Source organism: Rhodoferax sp. BLA1 (assembly GCF_013416775.1).
GTDB lineage: Bacteria > Pseudomonadota > Gammaproteobacteria > Burkholderiales > Burkholderiaceae_C > Rhodoferax.
Map to the genome: position 1 here is coordinate 1 of NZ_SZVI01000014.1, position 22,783 is coordinate 22,783.

At 59.4% G+C, this 22,783-nt stretch carries 22 protein-coding genes and 1 pseudogene; 7 read left to right on the forward strand and 16 right to left on the reverse strand.

The window, feature by feature from the left end; all coding sequences use genetic code 11:
* Positions 1-1,195: methyl-accepting chemotaxis protein (locus FDG13_RS21330; RefSeq protein ID WP_180132608.1), on the reverse strand; the 1,195-nt coding region annotated here is incomplete at its 3' end.
* A 395-nt stretch (positions 1,196-1,590) separates the two neighbouring features.
* On the opposite strand from FDG13_RS21330, the gene urtA reads away from it, so the two are divergent.
* The 6 genes from urtA to FDG13_RS20710 all read left to right on the forward strand — a co-directional run bounded on the left by urtA (position 1,591) and on the right by FDG13_RS20710 (position 8,611).
* Positions 1,591-2,853 (forward strand): urea ABC transporter substrate-binding protein, encoded by a 1,263-nt coding sequence (urtA, locus tag FDG13_RS20685; protein ID WP_180132626.1) that lies wholly within the window; start codon positions 1,591-1,593, stop codon positions 2,851-2,853.
* Between the two features lie 178 nt (positions 2,854-3,031).
* Positions 3,032-4,597, forward strand: a complete 1,566-nt coding sequence (urtB, locus tag FDG13_RS20690) for an urea ABC transporter permease subunit UrtB (protein WP_180132609.1) — start codon at positions 3,032-3,034, stop codon at positions 4,595-4,597.
* Between the two features lie 243 nt (positions 4,598-4,840).
* Positions 4,841-5,968 carry an urea ABC transporter permease subunit UrtC gene (gene urtC / locus FDG13_RS20695; protein WP_180132610.1) on the forward strand — a complete coding sequence of 376 codons (1,128 nt, stop codon included), beginning with the start codon at positions 4,841-4,843 and terminating at the stop codon, positions 5,966-5,968.
* A complete protein-coding gene (urtD, locus tag FDG13_RS20700; protein WP_180132611.1) occupies positions 5,965-6,846 on the forward strand; it encodes an urea ABC transporter ATP-binding protein UrtD in 882 nt (293 codons plus the stop codon). Before urtC ends, urtD begins: the two co-directional genes overlap by 4 nt.
* Before the next feature lie 665 nt (positions 6,847-7,511).
* A complete protein-coding gene (gene urtE / locus FDG13_RS20705) occupies positions 7,512-8,204 on the forward strand; it encodes an urea ABC transporter ATP-binding subunit UrtE (protein WP_180132612.1) in 693 nt (230 codons plus the stop codon).
* Between the two features lie 50 nt (positions 8,205-8,254).
* The gene (locus tag FDG13_RS20710) at positions 8,255-8,611 is read left to right on the forward strand and encodes a sirohydrochlorin chelatase (protein ID WP_180132613.1); all 357 of its coding nucleotides are present in this window, start codon (positions 8,255-8,257) and stop codon (positions 8,609-8,611) included.
* Between the two features lie 3 nt (positions 8,612-8,614).
* Here FDG13_RS20710 and FDG13_RS20715 read toward each other — a convergent pair whose 3' ends face one another.
* The 14 genes from FDG13_RS20715 to FDG13_RS20780 all read right to left on the reverse strand — a co-directional run bounded on the left by FDG13_RS20715 (position 8,615) and on the right by FDG13_RS20780 (position 22,142).
* Positions 8,615-9,295 (reverse strand): type 1 glutamine amidotransferase domain-containing protein, encoded by a 681-nt coding sequence (locus FDG13_RS20715; protein ID WP_180132614.1) that lies wholly within the window; start codon positions 9,293-9,295, stop codon positions 8,615-8,617.
* A 40-nt stretch (positions 9,296-9,335) separates the two neighbouring features.
* Positions 9,336-10,370, reverse strand: a complete 1,035-nt coding sequence (locus FDG13_RS20720; protein ID WP_180132615.1) for an NADP-dependent oxidoreductase — start codon at positions 10,368-10,370, stop codon at positions 9,336-9,338.
* Between the two features lie 45 nt (positions 10,371-10,415).
* Entirely contained in the window at positions 10,416-11,576 is a 1,161-nt protein-coding gene (locus tag FDG13_RS20725; RefSeq protein WP_180132616.1) for an iron-containing alcohol dehydrogenase, read from the reverse strand.
* A 106-nt stretch (positions 11,577-11,682) separates the two neighbouring features.
* Positions 11,683-12,303, reverse strand: a complete 621-nt coding sequence (locus FDG13_RS20730) for a TetR/AcrR family transcriptional regulator (protein ID WP_180132617.1) — start codon at positions 12,301-12,303, stop codon at positions 11,683-11,685.
* 166 nt (positions 12,304-12,469) lie between these two features.
* Positions 12,470-13,978 carry a polysaccharide lyase family 1 protein gene (locus tag FDG13_RS20735; RefSeq protein WP_180132618.1) on the reverse strand — a complete coding sequence of 503 codons (1,509 nt, stop codon included), beginning with the start codon at positions 13,976-13,978 and terminating at the stop codon, positions 12,470-12,472.
* Between the two features lie 194 nt (positions 13,979-14,172).
* Positions 14,173-15,171 carry a CapA family protein gene (locus FDG13_RS20740; RefSeq protein WP_370528270.1) on the reverse strand — a complete coding sequence of 333 codons (999 nt, stop codon included), beginning with the start codon at positions 15,169-15,171 and terminating at the stop codon, positions 14,173-14,175.
* Positions 15,168-15,560: a hypothetical protein gene (locus FDG13_RS20745; protein WP_255435386.1), complete on the reverse strand. Its 393-nt coding sequence runs from the start codon at positions 15,558-15,560 to the stop codon at positions 15,168-15,170. The genes FDG13_RS20740 and FDG13_RS20745 overlap by 4 nt, the downstream gene beginning before the upstream one ends.
* Before the next feature lie 34 nt (positions 15,561-15,594).
* A complete protein-coding gene (locus FDG13_RS20750) occupies positions 15,595-16,164 on the reverse strand; it encodes a restriction endonuclease (RefSeq protein ID WP_255435387.1) in 570 nt (189 codons plus the stop codon).
* A 71-nt stretch (positions 16,165-16,235) separates the two neighbouring features.
* On the reverse strand, positions 16,236-17,066 hold the full coding sequence (locus tag FDG13_RS20755) for an urease accessory protein UreD (protein ID WP_180132619.1): 831 nt from the start codon (positions 17,064-17,066) through the stop codon (positions 16,236-16,238).
* Positions 17,063-17,566, reverse strand: coding sequence for a nucleoside deaminase (locus FDG13_RS20760; RefSeq protein WP_180132620.1), 504 nt, complete (start codon positions 17,564-17,566; stop codon positions 17,063-17,065). The genes FDG13_RS20755 and FDG13_RS20760 overlap by 4 nt, the downstream gene beginning before the upstream one ends.
* A gap of 14 nt (positions 17,567-17,580) precedes the next feature.
* On the reverse strand, positions 17,581-18,348 hold the full coding sequence (locus FDG13_RS20765; protein WP_180132621.1) for an ABC transporter permease: 768 nt from the start codon (positions 18,346-18,348) through the stop codon (positions 17,581-17,583).
* Positions 18,349-18,402: 54 nt separating this feature from the next.
* Positions 18,403-19,230, reverse strand: a complete 828-nt coding sequence (locus FDG13_RS20770; protein ID WP_180132622.1) for an ABC transporter ATP-binding protein — start codon at positions 19,228-19,230, stop codon at positions 18,403-18,405.
* Positions 19,231-19,450: 220 nt separating this feature from the next.
* Positions 19,451-20,479 (reverse strand): ABC transporter substrate-binding protein, encoded by a 1,029-nt coding sequence (locus FDG13_RS20775; protein WP_180132623.1) that lies wholly within the window; start codon positions 20,477-20,479, stop codon positions 19,451-19,453.
* Between the two features lie 199 nt (positions 20,480-20,678).
* The gene (locus FDG13_RS20780) at positions 20,679-22,142 is read right to left on the reverse strand and encodes a PLP-dependent aminotransferase family protein (protein ID WP_180132624.1); all 1,464 of its coding nucleotides are present in this window, start codon (positions 22,140-22,142) and stop codon (positions 20,679-20,681) included.
* Between the two features lie 138 nt (positions 22,143-22,280).
* Here FDG13_RS20780 and FDG13_RS20785 point away from each other — a divergent pair, with 138 nt between their 5' ends.
* Positions 22,281-22,607 carry a DUF2917 domain-containing protein gene (locus tag FDG13_RS20785; protein ID WP_180132625.1) on the forward strand — a complete coding sequence of 109 codons (327 nt, stop codon included), beginning with the start codon at positions 22,281-22,283 and terminating at the stop codon, positions 22,605-22,607.
* Positions 22,608-22,658: 51 nt separating this feature from the next.
* Here the strand turns inward: FDG13_RS20785 and FDG13_RS20790 are convergent.
* Positions 22,659-22,783: pseudogene (locus FDG13_RS20790) on the reverse strand (IS1595 family transposase); the annotation flags it as partial.

Sequence of the window (22,783 nt, forward strand, 5' to 3'; positions counted from 1 at the left end):
CCTCGCTGGCGACCACCGCAAAGCCGCGGCCTTGTTCACCGGCTCGGGCGGCTTCCACCGCAGCGTTTAAGGCCAGGATGTTGGTCTGGAAGGCGATGCCGTCGATGACGCCGATGATGTCGCTGATCTTTCGGCTGCTGTCGTTGATTTCTTCCATGGTGCTGACCACCTGGCGCACCACCGCACCACCGCGCTCGGCCACGCTGGAGGCGTTGGCAGCCAGTGAGCTGGCCTGGCGGGCGTTGTCGGCGCTGAGTTGCACGGTCTGGGTGAGGTGGTCCATGCTGGAGGCGGTGGACTGCAGGTTGCTGGAGGTTTGTTCGGTGCGTTGGGCCAGGTCGTTGTTGCCTTGGGCGATTTCGGAGCTGGCGGTGGCGATGCTGTCGGTGCTGTGGCGCACCTGGTTGACCATGGTGCCTAGCGAGGCGTTCATGCTCGACAGTGACTTCATGAGGTCACCAAATTCGTCACCACGTGTGGTGTCGATGCGCATGCTCAAGTCACCCTGGGCTATTTTTGCGGCCAGGTCGTTGGCGGTGTCCAGCGGTTGGCGGATGGAGCGGATGAGCCAGGCTGCACCCACCAGGATGCCGCTCACCAGCAGCAGCATCATGGCGCCGGTGAGGTAGACCAGGCGCTGGGCACGTTGGGCGTAGTCGGCCTGGGTGGCTTCAAAGGCTTGTTCCTGCAAGGCCACAAAGTCGCGCTGGGATTGCTGGTAGGTGTCCATGGCGGGCTGGAACACGTCTTTGGTGAGTTTGGTCGCTTCTTCAAGGTTGCCTTCGGTGCGTTGTTTGAGGGCGTCCGCGCGGGTGGACAGCACTTTCTTGCGGTTGTCGGCAATGGTTTTGAGCAGGCTGATATCTGCGGGGGTGAGTTCTTCTGATTCGATGGCTTTCTGGATTTTGCTGATCTGCGCGGAGGTGTCGGTCATGGCGGGTTTGAGGCCTGCTTCCAGTGCCGGGTCGGCACTGAGCATGAGGGCTTGGGTGCGTGCGGCGTTGACCTGTGAGAGGGAGGCCCATTGCAGGGCCGCTTTGACGCGTTTGTTGAGTTGGCCCAGGGCTTGTTCACTCTGGGCGCGGTCTTCGGCGGTGCGGTAGCCGGTGTATCCCACCACGGCCACCAGGGCCAGCACGATGAGCAACACCGATAGCCACAGCTTGGAGGTCAGACGCAGGTTTTGAAGGTTCATGATTTTTTTCCTTAACAAATGAGGGATGGGCTGCGCAAAACTGCTGACTGACACCCAAAGACGGACGCGGCACCCTGGCCTTCTGGGTGGTGCACACAAGCAGACGCGCTGGTTGTCTGATGCATGTACTCACCCTTCTAAAAAATACAAACATTAATATTTGTCAAAATTATATATAAATTGTAATTTTTTGCTTGCTGGTTAGATTTTTGACGGACGTTCAACACTCCAAGGGTATGCAACAGACACGACACCCCATACGCCACAAGGCGTATTTCCCAAAGTCGCAGGCTTACCTAAAGTCCAACCATCGCTGAACACAAGCCCGCATCAAAACGCGGGCCACCCACAGCGACAACGGTTTCATCAACTTTGGAGTAGCCCACATGTCACTTATGAACTCACGTCGTTTCACCCTCAAGGCACTGTCGGTCGCCGCTGCGTTGTCGACCCTGTCTGCCCTGCCCGCACTCGCAGCCGACACCATCAAGGTCGGTGTGTTGCACAGCCTCTCCGGCACCATGGCCATCTCGGAAACCGTGTTGAAAGACACCGTGCTGATGGCGATTGACGAGATCAACGCCAAGGGTGGTGTGCTCGGCAAGAAGTTGGAGCCCGTGGTGGTCGACCCGGCCTCCAACTGGCCGCTGTTTGCCGAGAAGACCAAACAACTGCTGGGCCAGGACAAGGTCGCTGTGATTTTTGGCTGCTGGACCTCGGTGAGCCGCAAGTCGGTGTTGCCGGTGGTGGAAGAAATGAACGGCCTGCTGTTCTACCCGGTGCAATACGAAGGTGAAGAACTGTCCAAAAACGTGTTCTACACCGGTGCCGCGCCCAACCAGCAAGCCATTCCTGCCGTGGACTACCTGATGAGCAAGGACGGCGGCGCCGCCAAGCGCTGGGTGCTGTTGGGTACCGACTACGTCTACCCGCGCACCACCAACAAGATCCTGCGCGCCTACCTCAAGAGCAAGGGCGTGGCCGACAAGGACATCGACGAAAAATACACCCCGTTTGGCCACTCGGATTACCAAACCATCGTGGCTGACATCAAAAAGTTCAGCGCCGGTGGCAAAACCGCCGTGGTGTCCACCATCAACGGTGACTCCAATGTGCCTTTCTATAAAGAACTTGGCAACGCTGGCCTGAAAGCCAAGGACGTGCCAGTGGTGGCGTTCTCGGTGGGTGAAGAAGAGCTGCGTGGTGTGGACACCAAGCCGCTCGTGGGCCACCTGGCCGCCTGGAACTACTTCATGAGCATCAAGAACCCGACCAACACCGAGTTCATCAAGAAGTGGAGCGACTACGCCAAGGCCAAGAACCTGCCCGGCTCTGACAAACCTTTGACCAACGACCCGATGGAAGCCACCTACATCGGCATCAACATGTGGAAACAGGCGGTTGAAAAAGCCAAGTCGACCGATACCGACAAGGTGATTGCCGCGATGGCTGGCCAGACCTTCAAGGCACCGAGTGGCATCGTGAGCAAGATGGACGAGAAGAACCACCACTTGCACAAGTCGGTGTTCATTGGTGAAGTCAAGGCCGACGGCCAGTTCAATGTGGTCTGGAAAACACCCGGCCCGGTGAAAGCCAAGCCATGGTCTCCGTTCATTGAAGGTAATGCCGGTAAACCGGATGAGCCTGCCAAGAAGTAAGAAGCTACTGCGCGGGCCAATCTGAGGCTTGTTGTGCTCGCCGTACGAGAGTACGGCTGTGCGCTCCAAACCTCACCTTGACCCGCTCGCGACGCTTCTTCCATTCTTCGCAAATCCATTTCTAAAAGAAATTGCAGCGTGGGCATGGGCCACCGTGCCCACTCTACAGGTTCTGACCATGTTCAAAAAAATACTCCTATCCACTTTATTTTTGATAGCTGGAAGCGCTTATTCCATAACGGCTGAAGAGGTCAAAGGCATCACAATCGGCGAGACCGACAGCCGGGTTGAGGCGCTGACCAAAGCCATGCTCAGCGCCGACGACACAACAGCAGCCTTTCTGCAAGCCCTATCGGACGACGCGGTCAAGGTGGCTGGCGACAAGATTCTGGTGATCCAGGGTGACAAGGTGGTCGACGCGGTCACCAATGCCGAAGTTGCATTGCCCGACGATGCGGAAGACGTGATCAACAACAACCGCATGCGCGGTGAAATTGACTCGGCACTGGCCGCGCTCAAGCTGTTTTCCAAAGACGATACCGTACGCGCCGCCGCAGTGAAACAGTTACAAAGCGACGCCGATGAAACCAAGCTGCCGCTGATTGAAAAAGCCCTGGCAACCGAGTTAAACACCAGCATCAAGGACCAGCTGAATCTGGTGCGTGCTGCTGCCTTGCTGGGCAGCAGCGACAAGGCTAATCGCCTGGAAGCGGCCAAGCTGCTGGCCACCAGCGGCCAGGCCAATACCAAGACCATGCTGCTGGCCCGGCTGGAAAGTGAATCAGATGCCGAGGTCAAGGCCGCTCTTGGTGCAGCGCTGCGCCAGGTGGAATCTGCCCTGGCCTGGGGCGACAAGCTGGGTGCCCTGTTCAGCGGCATCAGCTTGGGCTCGATCCTGCTGCTGGTGGCGCTGGGCCTGGCCATCACCTACGGGCTCATGGGTGTGATCAACATGGCGCATGGCGAGTTGATGATGATCGGCGCCTACGCCACCTATGTGGTGCAGGGCCTGTTTCGCACTTACCTGCCTGGCGCATTTGACTGGTATCTGCTGGCGGCGGTTCCAGTGGCGTTTCTGGCCTCGGCGCTGATGGGCGCGCTGCTGGAGCGCAGCGTGATCCGTTTCCTCTATGGCCGCCCGCTGGAGACACTGCTGGCCACCTGGGGCATCAGCCTGATGCTGATGCAGCTGGTGCGCAGTGTGTTTGGTGCGCAAAACGTGGGGGTGGAAAACCCGTCCTGGATGAGTGGAGGGGTGCAGGTACTGGGCAACCTGTCGCTGCCCTACAACCGGCTGATCATCATCGGTTTTGCAATTTTTGTGCTGGGCAGTGTCGCCTGGCTGATTGGCAGGACACGCCTGGGCCTGTTTGTGCGTGGTGTCACCCAGAACCGCCCTATTGCGTCCTGTATGGGTGTCAACACCGCACGTATTGACACCTACGCCTTTGCCCTTGGCTCGGGCATTGCCGGGCTGGCCGGCTGTGCGCTGAGCCAGGTTGGCAACGTCGGGCCGGACCTGGGTCAGGGTTACATCGTCGATGCCTTCATGGTGGTGGTGCTCGGTGGTGTTGGCCAACTGGCGGGCACCGTCTACGCCGCGCTGGGTCTGGGCATCCTGAACAAGTTTCTGGAAGGCTGGGCCGGTGCGGTGCTGGCCAAGATCGCAGTGCTGGTGTTCATCATCATCTTTATTCAAAAGCGTCCGCAAGGGATTTTTGCGATGAAAGGCAGGGAAGTATGAACACCCCCCGGCTTGCCCACTGCCCCGGCATTGGCGAGCGCCAATGCCGCTCGTGGCCGCTTCTGTGCCTCAGCCAGAGGCAACGGCTCTTCGGGTACGTCCAAGCCTGCGCAGGCAGGCTTGGAGCCGCGGCCCTCAGCCCCTTGCAGGGGGCAACGCCTGCGGCCCGGCTAAGCCGGTTCCGCGGCGTTTCTGGCCTTTGCCGCGCAGGCACTCTTCGGCCTTGTCAAAACTGAGCGCACCATGTCATCGAAACCTATATCACTTCCTTCTCATCGACCACTGTTATCCCGCACCGGCTGGGCCGCGTTTCTGGTGGCGTTGATCGTTGTCTGTGCGGTGGCGCCGGTGCTCAATCTGCGGGTGCCCTCAGAAAGCATCTTTCACCTGAGCGACTACGGCGTGGGGCTGGTCGGCCGCATCATGTGTTACGCGATCTGCGCGCTGGCCATGGATCTGATCTGGGGTTTTACTGGCATCCTGAGCCTGGGCCACGGCCTGTTTTTCGCGCTCGGAGGTTATGCCATGGGCATGTATCTGATGCGTCAGATTGGCCTAGAGGGCAACTACAAAAGTGAACTGCCCGACTTCATGGTGTTCCTGGACTGGAAAGAGCTGCCCTGGCACTGGACGTTTTCGGACAGCTTTGTCGCCACCCTGTTCCTGATCATTGCGGTGCCCGGTTTCGTGGCCTTTGTGTTTGGCTACTTTGCCTTCCGCTCGCGCATCAAGGGGGTTTACTTTTCGATCATCACCCAGGCCATGACCTTTGCTGCGATGCTGCTGTTTTTCCGCAATGAGACCGGTTTTGGTGGCAACAACGGGTTCACCGATTTCAAACGCATTCTGGACATCCCGGTGGCCACACCCAGCATGCGCATGACACTGTTTGTGTTGACCGGTGTCACGCTGCTGGGCTTCTTTTTGATGGCACGCTGGTTAATCAACAGCAAGTTTGGCCGGGTGTTGCAGGCGGTGCGTGATGCGGAAACCCGCGTCATGTTCAGCGGCTACAACCCGCTGGGTTACAAACTCACCATCTGGACCATCTCAGCCATGATGTGTGGTGTGGCCGGTGCGCTGTATGTGCCGCAGGTGGGCATCATCAACCCGAGTGAAATGAGCCCGGCCAACTCGATCGAGATCGCCATCTGGGCGGCCGTCGGTGGGCGCGCCACGCTGATTGGGCCGATTCTGGGCGCCTTCATCGTCAGCGGCGCCAAAAGCTGGCTCACCGTTGCCTACCCTGAGTTCTGGCTGTACTTCCTAGGTGCTCTGTTCATTGGTGTGACCCTGTTCCTGCCCGATGGTGTGGTGGGGCTGGTCAAACGCCTGTCAAAGACAAATATCAAGTCAGGAGACCGTTCATGACGCCCGAATTGCTGGAGCAAGGCGCACGCCGGGCCGAAGCCTACCGCGCCGCCCATCCCACTGCGAGCGGTGACACGGAGTCGGGTGGCCGCAGTGCCGCCTTCTCGCGGCTGGCCATTCCTGGCGAGGTCGACACGACCCATGGCCGAATTCTGTATTTGGAAGATGTGAGTGTGAGTTTTGACGGTTTCAAGGCCATCAATAAACTCAGCCTGGACATTGCGCCCGGTGAGCTGCGCTGCATCATCGGACCCAACGGCGCTGGCAAAACCACCATGATGGACATCATCACCGGCAAAACCCGCCCGGACGAAGGCCGCGTGTTCTTTGGCAGCACCATCGACCTACTGCGTTACAAAGAATCCGAAATTGCCCAGATGGGTATTGGCCGCAAGTTCCAGAAACCCACGGTGTTTGAACAACTGACTGTGTTTGAGAATCTGGAACTGGCGCTCAAAACCAATAAGGCGGTCACGCACTCGATGTTATTCAAACTCGACAGCACCCAGAGTGACCGCTTGGCCGAGGTGTTGCACACCATCCACCTGAGCGACAGCGTGTCGCGTCAAGCTGGTTTTTTGAGCCATGGACAAAAGCAGTGGCTCGAGATTGGCATGCTGCTGATGCAAGACCCCAAATTGCTGCTGCTCGACGAGCCCGTGGCCGGCATGACCGACGAGGAAACCGAACGCACCGCCGAACTGTTCCTGTCACTCAAAGGCAAACATTCGCTGATGGTGGTGGAGCACGACATGAGTTTTATCAACACCATTTCGGACATCGTCACCGTTTTGTGTGATGGGTCGGTGTTGGCGCAGGGCACGCTGGCGCAGGTGCAGGCGGATGAGAGGGTGATTGAGGTGTATCTTGGACGGTAGGGCTTTGTCTTTGCCAGAAGGGCTTGCCGGGATGTGCTTCCCGGCGGGGAAATCGCTGTTTCCTGTTTCGCTTGCCAGCGGGGCGGTTGCCGGGATGTGCGCCCGGTTGCGCACTCACTTTCTTTCGTTTCGCCGAAAGAAAGTAAGCAAAGAAAGGGCGACCCCACTGTCTGCGACCCGAAGCAAAGCTTCGGGCAACCTGAGTGATGCGGGTGTGGCGGGGAACCGCTCGAACTCGCTACGCTCAAACAATCGCGGTTCCTTTTCCCGCCACACCCGCACCACTCAAGCGCATACAGAGGGGTCCCAACACGGCCTGCTCGTGGCGCGGTGCGCCACATTGCGCGCGCACCCGACCGATGAAACCTACCAGCGCTGCAATGCCCGGCCAAGCCGGGCGAGCAGTGCTGCGCACTGCGCCGTGATGCGTCGGCGAGTAGCGCAGGGCTGGGCGGATCAGGGCTCGCGATTGTTTGAGGCGAAGCCGAGTTCGAGCGAGACCCCGCCCGGAACGAGCAACGCAGCGTACCGGCACACCGTGCCGGGCGACGCATTCGGCTCGCTTTTCTTTTGGGTACTTTTCTTTGGCGAAGCAAAGAAAAGTGCCTCGCCCGCCGGGGCGAGACCCGGCCAGCTATCGCAGTAAAAACATAGGACAAAGACAGATGCTGAACGTCACCAACATCAACCAGTACTACGGCGGTTCCCACATCCTGCGTGATGTCAACCTGCAAGCCGAGCTGGGCAAAATCACGGTGGTTCTGGGGCGCAACGGTGTGGGAAAAACCACATTGCTTAAAAGCCTGATGGGCCTTATACCTATTAAGGATGGCGCTATTGAATTTGATAACAAACCAATTCAGAACGCCACCCCCTTCGAGCGTGCGCGGGCCGGTATTGGTTTTGTGCCGCAAGGCCGCGAGATCTTTGCGCGCCTCACGGTCGAGGAAAACCTGCGCATGGGTCTAGCCTACAAACCGGCCAGCACACCGATTCCGCCCGAGTTGTTCGAGCTGTTCCCGGTGCTCAAACAAATGCTGCAACGCCGTGGGGGCGACCTGTCTGGCGGGCAGCAGCAGCAGTTGGCCATCGCCCGTGCCTTGGCGGCGGGCCCCAAACTGCTGATGTTGGATGAGCCCACGGAAGGTATCCAGCCCAGCATCATCAAGGACATCGGCCGCGTGATTCGCATGTTGGCGGACCGGGGCGATATGGCGATTGTGCTGGTGGAGCAGTATTACGACTTTGCTCAGGAACTGGCAGACCACTATGTGGTGATGGAACGCGGCGCGGTGCGAGCCCAAGGACTGGGCCGCAACATGGAGGCCGACGGCGTCAGGCAAATGGTGGCGATTTAGCAGCCAGTCCTCAGCTTGGGTACCATGGCGTTTTCTGGCACACCCTTCTTATGCACGCCACCCTGCTTTTTGCCCACGGCTCACGCGACCCGGCGTGGCACCAACCCATGCTCAACATCGCCCAGCGCATGGGTGAACTCTCGCCCGGTACCTGTGTGCGCTGTGCTTTTCTGGAATTGACCCAACCCGACTTACCCAGCGCCGCCGCCGAGGTGGTGGCACTGGGCGCCAGCCACATCACCGTGGTGCCCATGTTTATCGGTGTGGGCAAACACGCCCGGCAGGACTTGCCGGTGCTGATGGCGTCCCTGAAAGAGACCTACCCGCAGGTGCAGTGGCGGCTCAAACCCTCCGCAGGCGAGGAGCCTGCGGTGATTGATTTGCTGGCCCGGTTGGCTCTGGCGTAAGGCTCAGACCAGCGCTTGCAACAAGGCTTTGGCGGCGGGTTCTGACGAGGCCGGGTTTTGGCCCGAGATCAACAAGCCGTCGGTCACCACATAAGGCAACCAGTCTGCGCCTTTGGAGTACAGCCCGCCGTTGTGCTGGAGCATGTCTTCCACCAAAAATGGCACCACATCGGTCAGGCCCACGGCGGCTTCTTCGCTGTTGGTGAAACCTGTCACCGATTTACCAAACACCACCGATTGGCCATCAGCACCCTTGGGGTGGCGCAACACTCCCGGTGCGTGGCACACGGTGGCCACCGGTTTGCCCGCAGCCAACATGGTTTCGATCAACTGGATAGACAACACATCTTCTGCCAGATCCCACAGCGGGCCATGGCCGCCTGGGTAAAACACGGCATCAAAGTCCTGTGCGGACACATCCGACAACTTGAGCGTGTTCGCCAGATGTGCTTGCGCAGCGGGGTCCGCCCGGAAACGATGGGTGGCTTCGGTTTGTGAAGCCGGGTCATCACTCTTGGGGTCCAGAGGGGGTTGGCCACCCAAGGGCGAGGCCAGTGTGATCACAGCACCTGCGTCTTTGAACACGTAATAGGGTGCGGCGAACTCTTCCAGCCAGAAGCCGGTTTTGGCACCGGTTTTGCCTAATTTGTCGTGCGAGGTCAAAACCATCAGTATTTTTTTCATGTGTTTCTTTCAAAGAGTGAAGTTGGGAGAAGTTTCTGTGTCAATCTTTGGCCACGCGAACAATCAGCTTGCCAAAGTTCTTGCCTTCGAGCAAACCGATGAAGGCCTGTGGCGCGTTGTCCAGCCCGTCAACAAAGTCCTCACGGAATTTGATTTTTCCTTGGGCCAGCCATTGGCCCATCTCCTTGGCAAACTCCGGATAACGGTGCCCGTAGTCGTCAAAAATGATGAAACCTTGCATGCGGATGCGTTTGGTCAGCAAGGTGCGCATCAACAAGGGGCTGCGGTCTGGCCCGTCTGGCAATTGGGTGTCGTTGTAGTTAGCAATCAACCCACAGACCGGCACCCTTGCCGACGTGTTGAGCAGCGGCAACACCGCGTCGAACACTTTGCCTCCCACGTTTTCAAAGTAGACATCGATGCCTTGCGGGCAAGCCGATGCCAGGCGCGCTGCAAAGTCCGGGCTCTGGTGGTCAATACAGGCGTCAAAGCCAAATTCTTCGACCGCTGCAGTGCACTTGCTCGCGCCACCAGCGATACCCACCACGCGGCAGCCCTTGAGTTTGGCAATCTGCCCCACCACCGAGCCCACGGCCCCGGTGGCGGCGGCTACCACCACGGTTTCCCCGGCCTTGGGCACACCAATGTCCAGCAGGCCCATGTAGGCGGTGAAACCGGGCATGCCCAGCACCCCCAGCGCCAGTGACGGCGCGGCCACACCGGGGTCGAGTTTGGTCAGGCCGCTGCCATCCGAGACGGCATAGTCTTGCCAGCCGGTATAGGCCAGCACCCAGTCGCCTTCGCTGAAACCGGCATGTTGGCTGCTGACCACGCGGCACACTGTGCCCCCCACCATGGTGGCGCCCACAGCCACCGACGCGGCATAACTGGCGGCATCACTCATGCGTCCCCGCATGTAGGGGTCCAGCGACAGGAAAACGGTGCGCAACAACAGCTGACCGGGACCGATGCTCGGCACGCTGGCGCTGGCCAGATGGAAGTTGGCGAGTGTGGGGGCACCCACCGGGCGCGATGCCAGTTGAATCTGGCGGTTGAGCGTGGCGTTTTGGGTCATGTGAATCTCTTTGTTGGGTGAATGGGTGGGATCAGATTGGCGGGCTTACAGCGCCGCTTCGAGCACACGGCGGCTGACTTCCAGGCTCACGTCACCGTGTTCACCCAGCTGGGTCATGCCATGGGCTTGTAATTGCGCCAACACCAGATCGACGGCGTCCTGGCCCAGGTCATAGGCGCTGAGCCGGGTTGGCAAGCCCATGCGCTCGAAGAAATCGCGGGTGGCCTCAATCGCGGCGGTGATGCGCTGCTCGTCGCTACCACTCTGGATACCCCACACACGCTGGCCATACTGCAGCAGCTTGTCATGTTTTTGGGCGCGCCGCTCTTGCAACATGGCAGGTAACACCACCGCCAGCGTTCGGGCATGGTCAATGTTGTACTTGGCGGTGAGTTCGTGGCCAATCATGTGGGTGGCCCAGTCTTGCGGCACACCGGCGCCAATCAGGCCATTCAATGCCAAGGTGGCCGTCCAGACCAGATTGGCGCGGTCGTCATAGTCGGGCTCCGCTGCACTCAGCAGGCGTGGACCGATCTCGATCAGGGTCTGCAACAAGCCTTCGGCAAAACGGTCTTGCACCGGCGCGTTCACCGGATAGGTCAGGTACTGCTCCACCGTGTGCACAAACGCATCCACCACCCCGTTGGCCAGCTGTTTGGCAGGCAAGGTGTAGGTCTTGGTCGGGTCCAGAATCGCAAACTGCGGATACACATGGCGGCTGCGAAACGGCAGCTTGGCGCCAAGTGCATGGCGTGTGATGACCGCGCCGTGGTTCATTTCCGAGCCAGTCGCTGGCAGAGTCAGCACCACACCAAAGGGCAAAGCTTGGGTGATGTTGCCACCAAACTTGAGCAGGATGTCCCAGGCATCCCCCTCAAAGGGCACGGCAGCTGCAATGAATTTGGTCGCGTCAATCACCGAGCCCCCTCCCACAGCCAGCAGGAAGTCAAAACCCTGCTCACGCACCATCTCAACGGTTTGCATTGCGGTCTCGAAACTCGGGTTGGCCTCAATACCGCTGAAGGTGCTGTGGATGCGTGCGCCCAAAGCCTGGCGCACCTGCGCCAGGGTGCCGGTTTTCTCAGCACTGGCGCCCCCCACCAGAATCAGGACTTTGGCCGTGGCAGGTACCAGCTGAGCCAGGTCGCCGATGCGGTCCTTGCCAAAAGCGATATGGGTCGGGTTGTAGAAATCAAAGTTTTTCATGGGAATGGGTTGGTAGAAGTGGGTGAATGAAGGAAAGTGAAGCAAAAATACAGTAGACCGGTCGACTATAAAATAGACAAAAAAAAGCGACTGTGTGGTGTGCCTCTTATCGGCCCCGTGAACCCAACACTTGCTCGGTGGCCACCAAGGCGTGTTCAAAAGGGGACGCATCACGGCGCAACTTGGCCAGCAAACTGGCACCCAACCACAGCTCATACAGCGTCAGTGCGGTGCTGGCCGCATCCAGAGACAGGGCCACAGAACCATCGGCGCGGGCGTCTTCCAGACACTGGGCAATCCGGCTGACCACCCGGTCGGTGCCACCCCGCAAGGTCAGGCGCATGGCTTCGGAAATATCGGCCACCTCGGCACTGAGTTTGACAATCAGGCACTTGTTTCCCGCATCCTGTGACTCACAGCTGGCTGCTCCGACGTCACACTGGCTGGTATTCCAATATGACCAGTAAGTCATCAAACGTTGCCGTGCGGGTGAGCCGTCGGGTTTGAACAAGGCATCCAGACGTGTCAGATAGGTGTCGATGTAACGGGTCAGCAAGACCTCGCCAAAACGCTCCTTGGAGCTGAAGTAATGGTAGAACGAGCCTTTGGGGATACCGGCCGCACTCAATATCTCGGACAAACCGACGCCCACAAAACCCTTGTGCGCAATCAAACGCTCACCACAATCCAGGATGTGGTCTTTGGTGCTGTTGGATTCGGTTGCCATGTCGCAAGTGTAGCACAAGTAGACCAGTCGTCTACTTGTGCATGGATTACCTTATTGAAGCTAACGGATTGCTTGCTCTGCCCCATCAGCTTGGAGCTGCCCATGGACAAGGGCTTGAAGTCAAAAACCGGTGGGGCAGTCCACCGGTTTTTTGCAAGCCAACTTGTTACTTCAGTTTGCCAGCACCGGCATTGGCTTTGACATAAGCAGGCACTTCAGCCGCTGGCAAGACCTTGGCACCGTATCCTGCAGGCTTCCAGCCCAGATCTGGCGAGACTTGTTTCTTCGGATCCAGGGCGTTGAGCGCCTTCACGATGTCAGCCGATGTACCGTTGACGATGGAGCCTTGGTCCAGGAACTTGGTGCCGCCTTGAATCACGGCAGCGATGTCGGCGCCACCATGCTTGATGTCAAACACATTGTTCTCGGAAAAGATGGCCGAGTTCTTGCCAATACCAAATGCACCACGCCAGATGTTGCCTGGATTCTTGGCGTTGATCGCATTCGTGTGGTTTTCATACGCGCTGAATTTCGGGGTATCAAGACCGGCTGCATTGCCAACGTAATGGTTGTTGTAGGTATGCACCTGACCGAAGCGAACACGTGGCAAACGCTGACCGGCGTTGTCGTACAGGTTGTGGCGGAAGGTCACATTCAGCTTGCCACCATCCACCTTGTCCAGACTGTCTGAACCACCGATCAGCGAGCTCTTGTCGTGATCATGGAAATAGTTGTTCGACACCGTCACAAAGTTGGAGCCCAGCGTGATGTCGAGCATGCCATCATGGTGCTGGATCTTTTGGGTGACCTCGTTGTGCGGGAAAGGGAAGTTCGGCGGGAACTTCTTGTCATTGCGATCACCATCGTTGAAGGTGCAATGGTCAACCCAGACCCGTTCGGCACCACTGAGCCAAAGGCTGTCGTATTCAGAGTTCCAGCGGCCACCCGGGCATTTTTGCGGGCCGATGTTTGCATCAACATACGCGTCCTGGCAGCCTGGGTAGGACTTGTCGACTTTCCAGCTGTCCGCCGGGTCCCACTGCGGGAAGTAGTCAAAGGCATCCTGGAACTCGATGTTGCGGATGATGACGTTGGACACCACCGGCTCTGCATTGGCTGACATGGTACGGTTGCCAATCACCAGGCCACCTTTGATGATCTTGGCATCGGTGCCGATCCCGATGAGGGTGGTGTTGGAGGGAATGCTGATGCGGATCTGGGCTTCCTGGCGTTTGGAAGACGCTTCACGCGCCTCTTCCTGCGGGCCGGTCAAATCACGAGACGGACGTTTGGTCTTTGGGTCGAGCTTGGTGTTCCAGACGACCGGGGCGTAGGCTTTGACGTAGTCGTCGAAGTTGTAGGGCGCAACCGCATAGTCCTTTTCAAACAGCTCACGGCCAGAGTCATCTGCACTCAGGTTGATCGTGCCTTTAACTTTGATGATTTTTGGCTGATCACCAGCAGACTTCAGAGCCGCCACCAACTCTTTGCGAGAGCTGACCACAAACACGTTTTCATCTTTGGCCGCAGCGCCACCGGTCACACCGCCACCCACCGCTGCCCAGCCATCCTGGGCCGACAGGGTTTGGCGTGAAAAATCGGTCGGGGAATAGGAGGCACAGGAAGACAACACACCTGCCGTAACAAGCGCCACACACAACATGGATCTTTTCATCTTTTGACTCGTCTCTTTGTAAGTTAGGGAAAGACACTGAAACGCCGTACCAATTAAATGAAACGACATTTCAATCACCCAAACAAAGTATGGCACAGCTCTGAAGCCAGCTCAAGAACAAGACAAGCTGGGCGTGACAAGATCGACCCTCTGTTGTCCTGGGTCAAGAAAACGCGGCGATCAGAGGGATGGACTCAGTCCTTCGGCGAACACAGCTGCACCCCTGTCTGACCGCGTTGCCAGCACGGGCTGGCGCTGTGGTGGTCCAGCGTGGGGATGCCGTCCATGTTGATGTTGGCCACCCGGGTGTCGAGCGCAGTCACACCCTGCTTGTCGAGCAACAGGCGCAGCACCCAACCCTGGCGCTGGCGAGCGTTGTCAGTTTCTTTCATGACAAAGTTGCCCACGCTGTAGATGATGGGTTTGCCCTGGTAGCGTTCAATCTCTTGCGTCACATGCGGGTGCCCACCAATCACCGCGTCCGCCCCCGCCTCAATCATCAGACGGGCCAGCTGGCGCTGGCGCAGGTTGGACGTCAGCTCGTTCTCCCAACCCCAGTGCATGACCGGGATCACCAGATCGGCTTTGTAAGTTGTGCGCGCTGTTTTGATGTCGGCCACCACCTGCTCGTCCTCGCTCCAGGCCACACCAGGGGCGTTGTGGTCGGCCTCAAAACTGCGCGGCATGAATTCGCTGTAACCCAGCAAGGCAATGCGCAGCCCCTTGCGCTCAAGAATCAGCGGTGTGTGCGCCTCGGCCAGGTTGTGGCCGCCGCCAAACTGACCCAACTGCGCGCCTTTCAACAGCCCCAGCATCTCGGCAAAGGCCTCGCGGCCAAAGTCACCCGAATGGTTGTTGGCCAGCGCCAGCGCGTCAAAGTGGCGTTTGAGCACCGGCAAAACACGCGGGTGTGCACGAAAGGTGTAGTTCTTGTCGCCCGCCGAACCGGTGGTGGCCACCACACATTCCAGATTGCCCAGGCGAATGTCTGCCCCCTTGAAAACACCGGCAAAGTCGGCAAACGGGTCTCCGCCCTGCGCAATCAGTTCACCGGCGGTGTCGTCCAGAACAATGTCACCAGCAAACACCAGACTCACCGGGGCACTGCTGTCTGCGGCAAAACTGGCCGAGCAGACCATGCAGATCGCTGCAGCCAATACATGGCGACAAGCGGACAGAACAACAGAACTCATGGCTGGACCCCCTGCAAAGTGCAGCTGTAGATCAACTCACGCTCGACCGGGCCCGCGTACAGATGGTGGGTGCCGGTGAGTGGGTAAGCTGTCTCACCCGTCTGAAACGGCGGGAGATGGATGGCCTCATGGATCAACAACGGTTGTTGGCGGGTGTCCAGGTAAGCGTAGAGCTTGACGTAGTCCAGCCGGCCACCCTGCCCCACCATCACCGGCTTGAACCAGAAACGCCCGCCAATGTCTCTTGATGCCACCGGGTAGGGGTCGACCACCGGAGTGGCCTCAATGACCTGCGTGCTTCCTGCATAGGTGACGTCACAACGCAGCAAAGGCGCGGCACAGGCGACACCACCCAGCATCAAGCCCATCAGTAAACAAAGGCGCGTCATGAAAGACAAAGGCTCAAGGCCAGCGCCACACCGCTTACTCATGACTCAGAATCAGCATCGCCAGCGCTTGACCCGAAACCAGCGTGATGCCCTGTTCTCTGGCAAAAGACCGCGCCTGCTCGGAGACGGCACCCAGGCTGATGTAGATGCAGCCATCGGCATCCTGGCTCTGTTTGGCGGCCATCAGCTCGCGCAAAGACTCAACACCATGGGCGGCAGCCTTCCAGCGTTTGCCGCTGACCAGGGTGGTGCGGCCAGACAGCGTGAGCTTGAGGTCCGCCGCGCCTGCCAAGGGGGTGACCTCATAACCCTGGCGCTGGTAACTTTGCTGCAGCAGGGCCGAAAACTCGCGCCAAGGCATGGCGCCCGCGCGCTCCAATGCCTGGACCACCCGCTTGGGGCTGGGCGCATGCCACTGTTGCCAAAAGCGGTACAAACCAATACACAAAAAGGGGAAAGCCCCCATCATCCCGAACACACGGTACTCGGCGGGCAACAGCGCGCCGGAGAGCAGCACAAATACCAACACAATCAACAGACTGGCCCACCAGGGGGAGCGAAGCAACACAGCAAACAGCGAGTTGGGGGACATCTTCCATTTCATAACAGGCTCTCGGGGGTCTCTCAGGTGGTGACAAAGCTGCAGTGTAGAGGGCTCATCGGGCAACACTGGTTTCAGGTCGACCAGATGCGCGGGCTCACCGCAGGCAGCTGCCAGAAATGGGCACGCCAGCCCACCCACACCTGGCGCAGCAGCAACATGGCGGGCTCCACCAGCGGCGACAACACCCGCAGCACCATCACCTGCGGGTTGGAGCAGCTCACACCGGCGCTGGTCAGCAAAGCGTTCCCGGCCAGCAGATCCCGCGCCAGATCCAGCCCGGCTTCGCGGCGATGGCGCTCCAGCGGACTGCCACTCACAAAAAACAGCGAGGCCATACACCGGTGGCCAGCCAGCCCGAGCGGGCCATCCATCAACCGCTTGTCTGTCGCATCGATACGGCCACGCTCCAGCCAGACACCCGGCACCTCGATGTGTTGCAAAAAGCTGCCCTGCTCAAACGGCAAGGCGGCGCTGGGCAGGCCAAAGGCGGTCACATCCCAGCCCATGAACTCAGCCTGCGGCGCCAGGTTCAACGTCAGGCGGTTTTCGGCATGGCATTGGTTGTAGGCCAGCGCTTCCAAAGGCAGCCACTCCAGGCGGGCCTGGTCCTGCAAGTCAATCCGGGTGCGTTGCAAAGCCAGTTCACCGGCAGAGCGGTAAAAACGGGTGGCGCCCGGTGTGGTCAGCAGGCCGTGGGCCTTGCCACTGGCGGCCACTCTCATGTCCAGCGTGTCTCCACCCACCAAGCCACCGGGCGGGTGCACCAACACGTTGTGGCAAATGCCATCCCCTTCCGGATACAGGCTTTGCAGGACGCGCAAGGGGCCATTGTGGCTGTGCCGCGCCACCGTGCGCTCTTGCTCTGAGGTGTAGCTGATGTCGAGTTGGGCGTGCCAGGTCATGACGCCAGTTTAGGCGGTGCCACCTGGGCAGCCGTCCAGAAACTGCTGTGCAAGGTCGCAATTTCTGCCTCAACCTCGGGCACCGGGCCAATCACGCGAATAGTTTTTTGCCCTGCGGCAAACACCGCGCGGCACGGCAGGTCGAGTGTTGGGTTTTCGGCGTGGTTGCCGGTCAGGCCCAGCAGGCGGCGTTCGGTCAAGCCAAACACCAGCCGACCAATGTTCGCCCAGTACTGGGTGCCGGCACACATGGCGCAGGGCTCCACGGTGGTCACCAGGGTGCAGCCCCCTAAAAAATCAGGAGCATACTGCCCAGCAGCCATGCGGGCCAACACCGATTCTGCGTGGTTCACCGTGTCCACATTGCCCTGCTCTAGCAACACGGTCTCCAAGTCTGGCGCCACCAGGATCGCACCAAACGGGTGGTGTCCTTGCGCCAACGCCCTCCGCGCCACCTCGTTGGCACGACGCAGATGGCGCGTCACCTGTTCCGGGTTCATCTGTTGCGCCACGCTCAATGCCCCTGCGAGCCACGGTGCGCCCAGCCGGTGGTGTGTTTTTCGATCATGCTGAACAGCTCATACATCACCATCGCCATGGCCCCCACCACCACCAGCCCGGCAAACGCCAGACCCATCTGCATGCTGGACCCGGCCGAAATCAGCAGATAACCAATGCCTTCGTTGGCGGCGGTCATCTCGCTCACCGTGGTGCCCACAAACGCCAGCGTGATCGCCACCTTGAGAGAGCCATAAAAATACGGCATCGAGCGCGGCAGGCCGACCTTGATCAACACGTCCCAGCGTTTGGCGCCCAGCACCCGCAACACGTCCTCCAGCTCAGGCTCCAGCGTGGCCAGGCCGGTGGCGATGTTGACCATGATCGGGAAGAAGCTGATCAGAAACGCGGTCAGGATCGCCGGGCCAGCACCGATGCCAAACCACACCACCAGAATCGGCACAAACGCCGCTTTGGGCAAAGCGTTGAACGCGGTCATCAGCGGGTAAACCGCGGCATAGGCCAGGCGCGAACTGCCGATCACAAACCCCAGCAGCACCCCGACCACAATGGCCAGGCCAAAACCCACCATCGTCACCCAAAAGGTGCGCCAGGCGTGGCCGGCGATGACATCACGAAACTCCCAGAACTGCGTCCAGATGCGCCAGGGGCTCGGAAAAATGAACTCGGACACGGCAAAGGCCGAGCACAACACCTGCCACAACACCAGCACCGCGGTCAGCAGCAGCCAGGGTGACCAGATTTCCATTTGTCTTTTGTTCATGCTGTTACCAAAAAGGGTTGGAGGTCAAAGCCGATATGGGGGCTGCTTTAAGACTCATGTCGCAACGGATGCACCAGTTTGGCGCACAGCACCAATGTGGCCACGCAACTCGTGCACGATGTCGCCAAATTCCTGGGTGTAGGTGATCTCCAGGTCACGTGGACGCGGCAAGTCAATCTCCCGGCGCACCACAAACCGGCCTGGGCTTTTGCTCATCACATACACCGTGTCGGCCAGGAACACACTCTCGCGCAGGTCATGGGTGACCAGGATCACGTTGAACTTCTGCTCGGTCCACAAGTCGCGCAGGATGCACCACAACTCTTCCCGCGTGAAGGCATCGAGCGCACCAAACGGTTCATCGAGCAGCAGCATCTTGGGCTCGTGGATCAGCGCACGGCAGATGCTGGCGCGTTGTTGCATGCCGCCTGAAAGCTGCCAGGGGAACTTGTCTTCATACCCACCCAAGCCAACCTTTTGCAGCAGTTTGCGGGCGCGTTCCTCGTACTCCTTGCGTTTGGCTTTGAAGTGGCTGCGGTAGGGTTCCACAATTTCGAGCGGCAACAGCACGTTGTCCACCGTGGTACGCCACGGCAGCAGGCTGGGCGCCTGAAACGCCATGCCGCTGATCTTGAGTGGCCCGGTCACCGGCTGCTGGTCGATCAAAATTTTGCCCATGGAGGGCATCTTCAGCCCGGTGGCCAGTTTCATGAAGGTCGACTTGCCACAGCCCGACGGCCCGACGATGGCGATGAACTCGCTCTGGCGCACCTTGAGGTCAATCGCCTCCACCGCAAACTGGTTCTCCACCAACAACTCATGGTTGTAGGCCAGCCAGACGTCTGAAAAATCGACAAACCAGGGGGATGGCTCTTTGTGCATGTTGATATAAGAAATAGGCCTCAAGCCCTTTTAGAATAAGGGCTATCAGCTATTGAATTTGAATGACACTACCCACCAGGTCTTGGTCTGCCTGCATCTGGGCCAGCTGTTCACCCGCCCATTCCGTTTCCAAATCATTCCTGTCTAGGCGCAAAGCCGAAGACAGTGCTTCAGCACGGCAAGGCAAAGCAACAACGACAGGGATGGTTTAGAAACGGAATCACTTCTTGGGCAACACGTCCAGCGCAGCCTTGGTCGGCAAAAAGCTGCCATTCCAGACCGATTCCGGGTTGACGCGAGTCTTGGTGTTAAACGCGTCCGACACCTGGCTGGCCATCAAACTCAAGCGTGGGCCGTTGACCTGGCCAAAACCCTCGGCGCGGGCGTTCGGGCTGTTGATCACGGTGTCAATCGCGAGTTTGAGGCGGCGGGTTTCTAGCTCCACATTCACGATGCCGTCACGCGCTTTCACATCCGCAATGGCCGCTGCGGGGTTGGTGATCACGTCCTTGGCGCCTTTGGCAAACGCGGCCAAAAAGGCTTTGATCGCGGCCGGGTTCTCCTTGATCATCTTGGGCGAGACGATGATGGCATTGCCATAGAGCTTGACACCAAAATCGGGGTACGGCAGCACCGTCACATCGGCGGCCTTGACACCACGGGCTTCGAGGTTCAGCAAAGAGGTGAAGGTGAAGCCGGTGATGGCATCCACATCACCGCGCACCAGCATGGTTTCGCGCAGCGGCGGGTCCATCGCGGTCCAGGCCACATTGGTCACCGCATTGGCCTTGGCAAAAATCGGGAAGGCACGGCGGCCCGCGTCAAACACCGGGGCGCCGAGCTTTTTGCCACTGAGGTCCGCCGGAGTCTTGATGCCGGATTTTTTGAGCGCCATCACCGAGGCCGGTGTGTCGTTGTAGACCATCATCACCGCCACCGGTTTGTTAGGTGCGTCGGGGTTGTTGGCGTGGAACTCCATCAGCGCGGCCAAGTCGGCAAAACCCATGTCATACGCACCCGAGGCCACACGGGTCACCGTGCCACCCGAGCCATTGCCAGCGTCAATCGTCACATCCAGACCGGCGGCCTTGAAATAGCCTTTGGCAGCGGGTGTCACAAAAAAGGCCGCAGGGCCTTCAAAACGCCAATCGAGCTGGAACTTGATCGGGGTGGTTTGGGCATGGGCCAGGCCCAGCACCGAGGTGGCAGCCAGGGCAAGAGTCGTTTGGAGAAAAAAGCGTTTGGACATGGGGGCCTCGTGAAGACAGAAGTTGAGCTTCATCAAGATAGCAATATCGGTGCCAGCCGGGCTAAAGATGCGGTGTCAGCGCAGCCAGCCTGGTCCCTGCCCTGCAACAGCTACTGTTTACATAGCTACATCCCCTTTTCAATTAAGGGCCAGAGACCAAAACTGCATAAAACCCTAACAACCGATCCGGGCGGGAAGCCTAGCGCCGCAGCTGGTTCAGCGTTGTCTCCAGCCACTTCAACACCGCCGGGTTCTGGCTGGTGGCGATGTTCATGCGCATGAAGGTGCTGGGGCTTTGTTGCGGTGAAAACAGCGCGCCCGGCGCCAGCAGGTAACCCGCCTCCAGCGCCAGCGCGGCCAGCGCGATGGTGTCCACCCCGGTGTCAAACCAGCCATGAAAACCGGCCTGCGGTCGGCAATAAGGTGTCAGACCAAGTGACTCCAGCCGGGCAAAGGTCGGCTCGCGCAGCTCGTCCAGCGCCGCATGCACACGCTGGCAGTGTTTGCGGTAGCTGCCTTCGGTGAGTGCCCGGTGCACGATGCGTTCGTTGATCTCGGGGGTGGCCAGCGAGGTCAGCAACTTCTGGTTGCCCAGGGTTTCGGCAATCTCGGCCGAGGCCGCCAGATAACCCACGCGCACATTGGGCACCAGCATCTTGGAAAAACTGCCCAGGTAAATCACCCGCTTGAGCTGGTCCAGGCTGGCCAGCCGCGCGGTGGGGATGCCGCTGGGCAAAAAGTCGGCGTAGATGTCGTCCTCCACCACAATCAGGTCATGGGCCTCGGCCACCCGCAGGATCTGGTAGGCCGCTGCAGGCGTCAGCAGCAGGCCGGTCGGGTTGTGCAACACGGTGTTGAGCAGCAGCATTTTGGGCTGACAACTGGCCGCCAGCTCGGCCAGCGCGGCCACGTCCGGCCCCTGCGGTGTGTAGGGCAGGCTGACCAGGTTGACCCCCATCATCGAGAGCGTGCCCAGCTGCGCCGACCAGGCCGGGTTGCCCACAATCACACTGTCACCAGGGCGCAGAAACTTGCGCGCAATCAGGTCCACCGCCTGGGTCGCACCCGAGGTGGTCAGGATCTGCGCTGGCGTGGCGGATATTTCCAGCTCGGCCAGGCGCCGCACGATCTGCTCACGCAAAGGCGCGTAGCCTTGCGCCAGCGCCGCGTGTGACAGCTGCAAACCCGCCGTGGCCGCCACCGAACGCAGGCCACCTTTGATCAGCTCTCCACCACACAAATCGGGCGGCAGGTAACCAAAACCGGGCGCCTTGTCGGCCGCAATACCACTTTGCATGTTGCGCACCAGCCAGCCCATGTCGATGGGCTGGACCCGCACCGGGGTGGCCCGGGCCCGTTTGGGGCTGGCCGCCTGCTCGGGTTCGCGCACAAAAAAGCCCGCACCCCGGCGCGCCTGCAGCCGCCCGCGCGCCACCAGCCGCTCGTAAGCCTCAACCACGGTGAAACGCGAGACACCCCGCTCAGTCGCCAGCTGGCGCACCGAAGGCATGCGCATGCCGACGCGAAACACCTGCTGGCTCATGCGCAACTCGGCCCACTGCACCAGCTGATCCACCAGCGTGCCCTGCCCGCTCAAGGCGCTGGCGGGATCAGATGACTTGGGGTGTTGCGAGCTGGCCGGATCTGGGGACGTGGTGTTCATGGCCCTGGATTGTATTGGTCAAAAAACCGGGCCAGTTATCTTAACTATCTTGGTCACTGTACTGGTACTGTACAGGTTCAAGACCTACAGTGTGGATACCCGTTTCCCCGATGAACCCTCGCCTGCAAGGAGCACAACATGCACCAGATCGAACACTATGAATTGGCTCAGCAACGCGTTGTTGGCCTGACATTGCGTGCGGGCTGCACGCTGCGTGTTGACCATGGGCGGCTGTGGCTGACACAACCCGGTCAACACCAAGACATCTGGCTGCAGGCTGGCGAGAGCTGGACACAAGCCACCACCGGACTGGTGTGGCTCAGCGCCGAACCCAGTGCGCAGTTTCAGCTGGTCCATCTGCTGCAGCCCTGGCCAGCGCTGGCACATCTGCGTGCTTGGCTCCCAAGCTGGGTGCGCCGCCGGGCTTGGCCCCGGCAAACCATCCAGGTTTGCCAGTCATCTTAAAAAACATAGCTGTCAGCCCTTGATGTGATTGGGCTAGAGGCCTAAATGAGGCTATGTCTGAATTAACTGTTGCGATGAATATCGTCCCAGCGCTTCCTGCAGACAAACGCCAGGAGAGATGCTTTGGTGATAGCGCTCAAGCATACGCCGCCAGCCCAGGTAGTTTTCCAGGTACT

Coding starts and splice junctions, on each gene's coding strand:
- FDG13_RS20710 (WP_180132613.1), top strand. CDS start 8,255: ATGCACGCCACCCTGCTTTTTGCCCACGGCTCACGCGACCCGGCGTGG.
- FDG13_RS20725 (WP_180132616.1), bottom strand. CDS start 11,576: ATGAAAAACTTTGATTTCTACAACCCGACCCATATCGCTTTTGGCAAG.
- FDG13_RS20735 (WP_180132618.1), bottom strand. CDS start 13,978: ATGAAAAGATCCATGTTGTGTGTGGCGCTTGTTACGGCAGGTGTGTTG.
- urtB (WP_180132609.1), top strand. CDS start 3,032: ATGTTCAAAAAAATACTCCTATCCACTTTATTTTTGATAGCTGGAAGC.
- FDG13_RS20755 (WP_180132619.1), bottom strand. CDS start 17,066: ATGACCTGGCACGCCCAACTCGACATCAGCTACACCTCAGAGCAAGAG.
- FDG13_RS20720 (WP_180132615.1), bottom strand. CDS start 10,370: ATGACCCAAAACGCCACGCTCAACCGCCAGATTCAACTGGCATCGCGC.
- FDG13_RS20730 (WP_180132617.1), bottom strand. CDS start 12,303: ATGGCAACCGAATCCAACAGCACCAAAGACCACATCCTGGATTGTGGT.
- FDG13_RS20745 (WP_255435386.1), bottom strand. CDS start 15,560: ATGACGCGCCTTTGTTTACTGATGGGCTTGATGCTGGGTGGTGTCGCC.
- FDG13_RS20765 (WP_180132621.1), bottom strand. CDS start 18,348: ATGAACAAAAGACAAATGGAAATCTGGTCACCCTGGCTGCTGCTGACC.
- urtC (WP_180132610.1), top strand. CDS start 4,841: ATGTCATCGAAACCTATATCACTTCCTTCTCATCGACCACTGTTATCC.
- FDG13_RS20740 (WP_370528270.1), bottom strand. CDS start 15,171: ATGAGTTCTGTTGTTCTGTCCGCTTGTCGCCATGTATTGGCTGCAGCG.
- FDG13_RS20715 (WP_180132614.1), bottom strand. CDS start 9,295: ATGAAAAAAATACTGATGGTTTTGACCTCGCACGACAAATTAGGCAAA.
- urtD (WP_180132611.1), top strand. CDS start 5,965: ATGACGCCCGAATTGCTGGAGCAAGGCGCACGCCGGGCCGAAGCCTAC.
- FDG13_RS20775 (WP_180132623.1), bottom strand. CDS start 20,479: ATGTCCAAACGCTTTTTTCTCCAAACGACTCTTGCCCTGGCTGCCACC.
- FDG13_RS20780 (WP_180132624.1), bottom strand. CDS start 22,142: ATGAACACCACGTCCCCAGATCCGGCCAGCTCGCAACACCCCAAGTCA.
- FDG13_RS20750 (WP_255435387.1), bottom strand. CDS start 16,164: ATGAAATGGAAGATGTCCCCCAACTCGCTGTTTGCTGTGTTGCTTCGC.
- urtA (WP_180132626.1), top strand. CDS start 1,591: ATGAACTCACGTCGTTTCACCCTCAAGGCACTGTCGGTCGCCGCTGCG.
- FDG13_RS20760 (WP_180132620.1), bottom strand. CDS start 17,566: ATGAACCCGGAACAGGTGACGCGCCATCTGCGTCGTGCCAACGAGGTG.
- urtE (WP_180132612.1), top strand. CDS start 7,512: ATGCTGAACGTCACCAACATCAACCAGTACTACGGCGGTTCCCACATC.
- FDG13_RS20770 (WP_180132622.1), bottom strand. CDS start 19,230: ATGCACAAAGAGCCATCCCCCTGGTTTGTCGATTTTTCAGACGTCTGG.
- FDG13_RS20785 (WP_180132625.1), top strand. CDS start 22,281: ATGCACCAGATCGAACACTATGAATTGGCTCAGCAACGCGTTGTTGGC.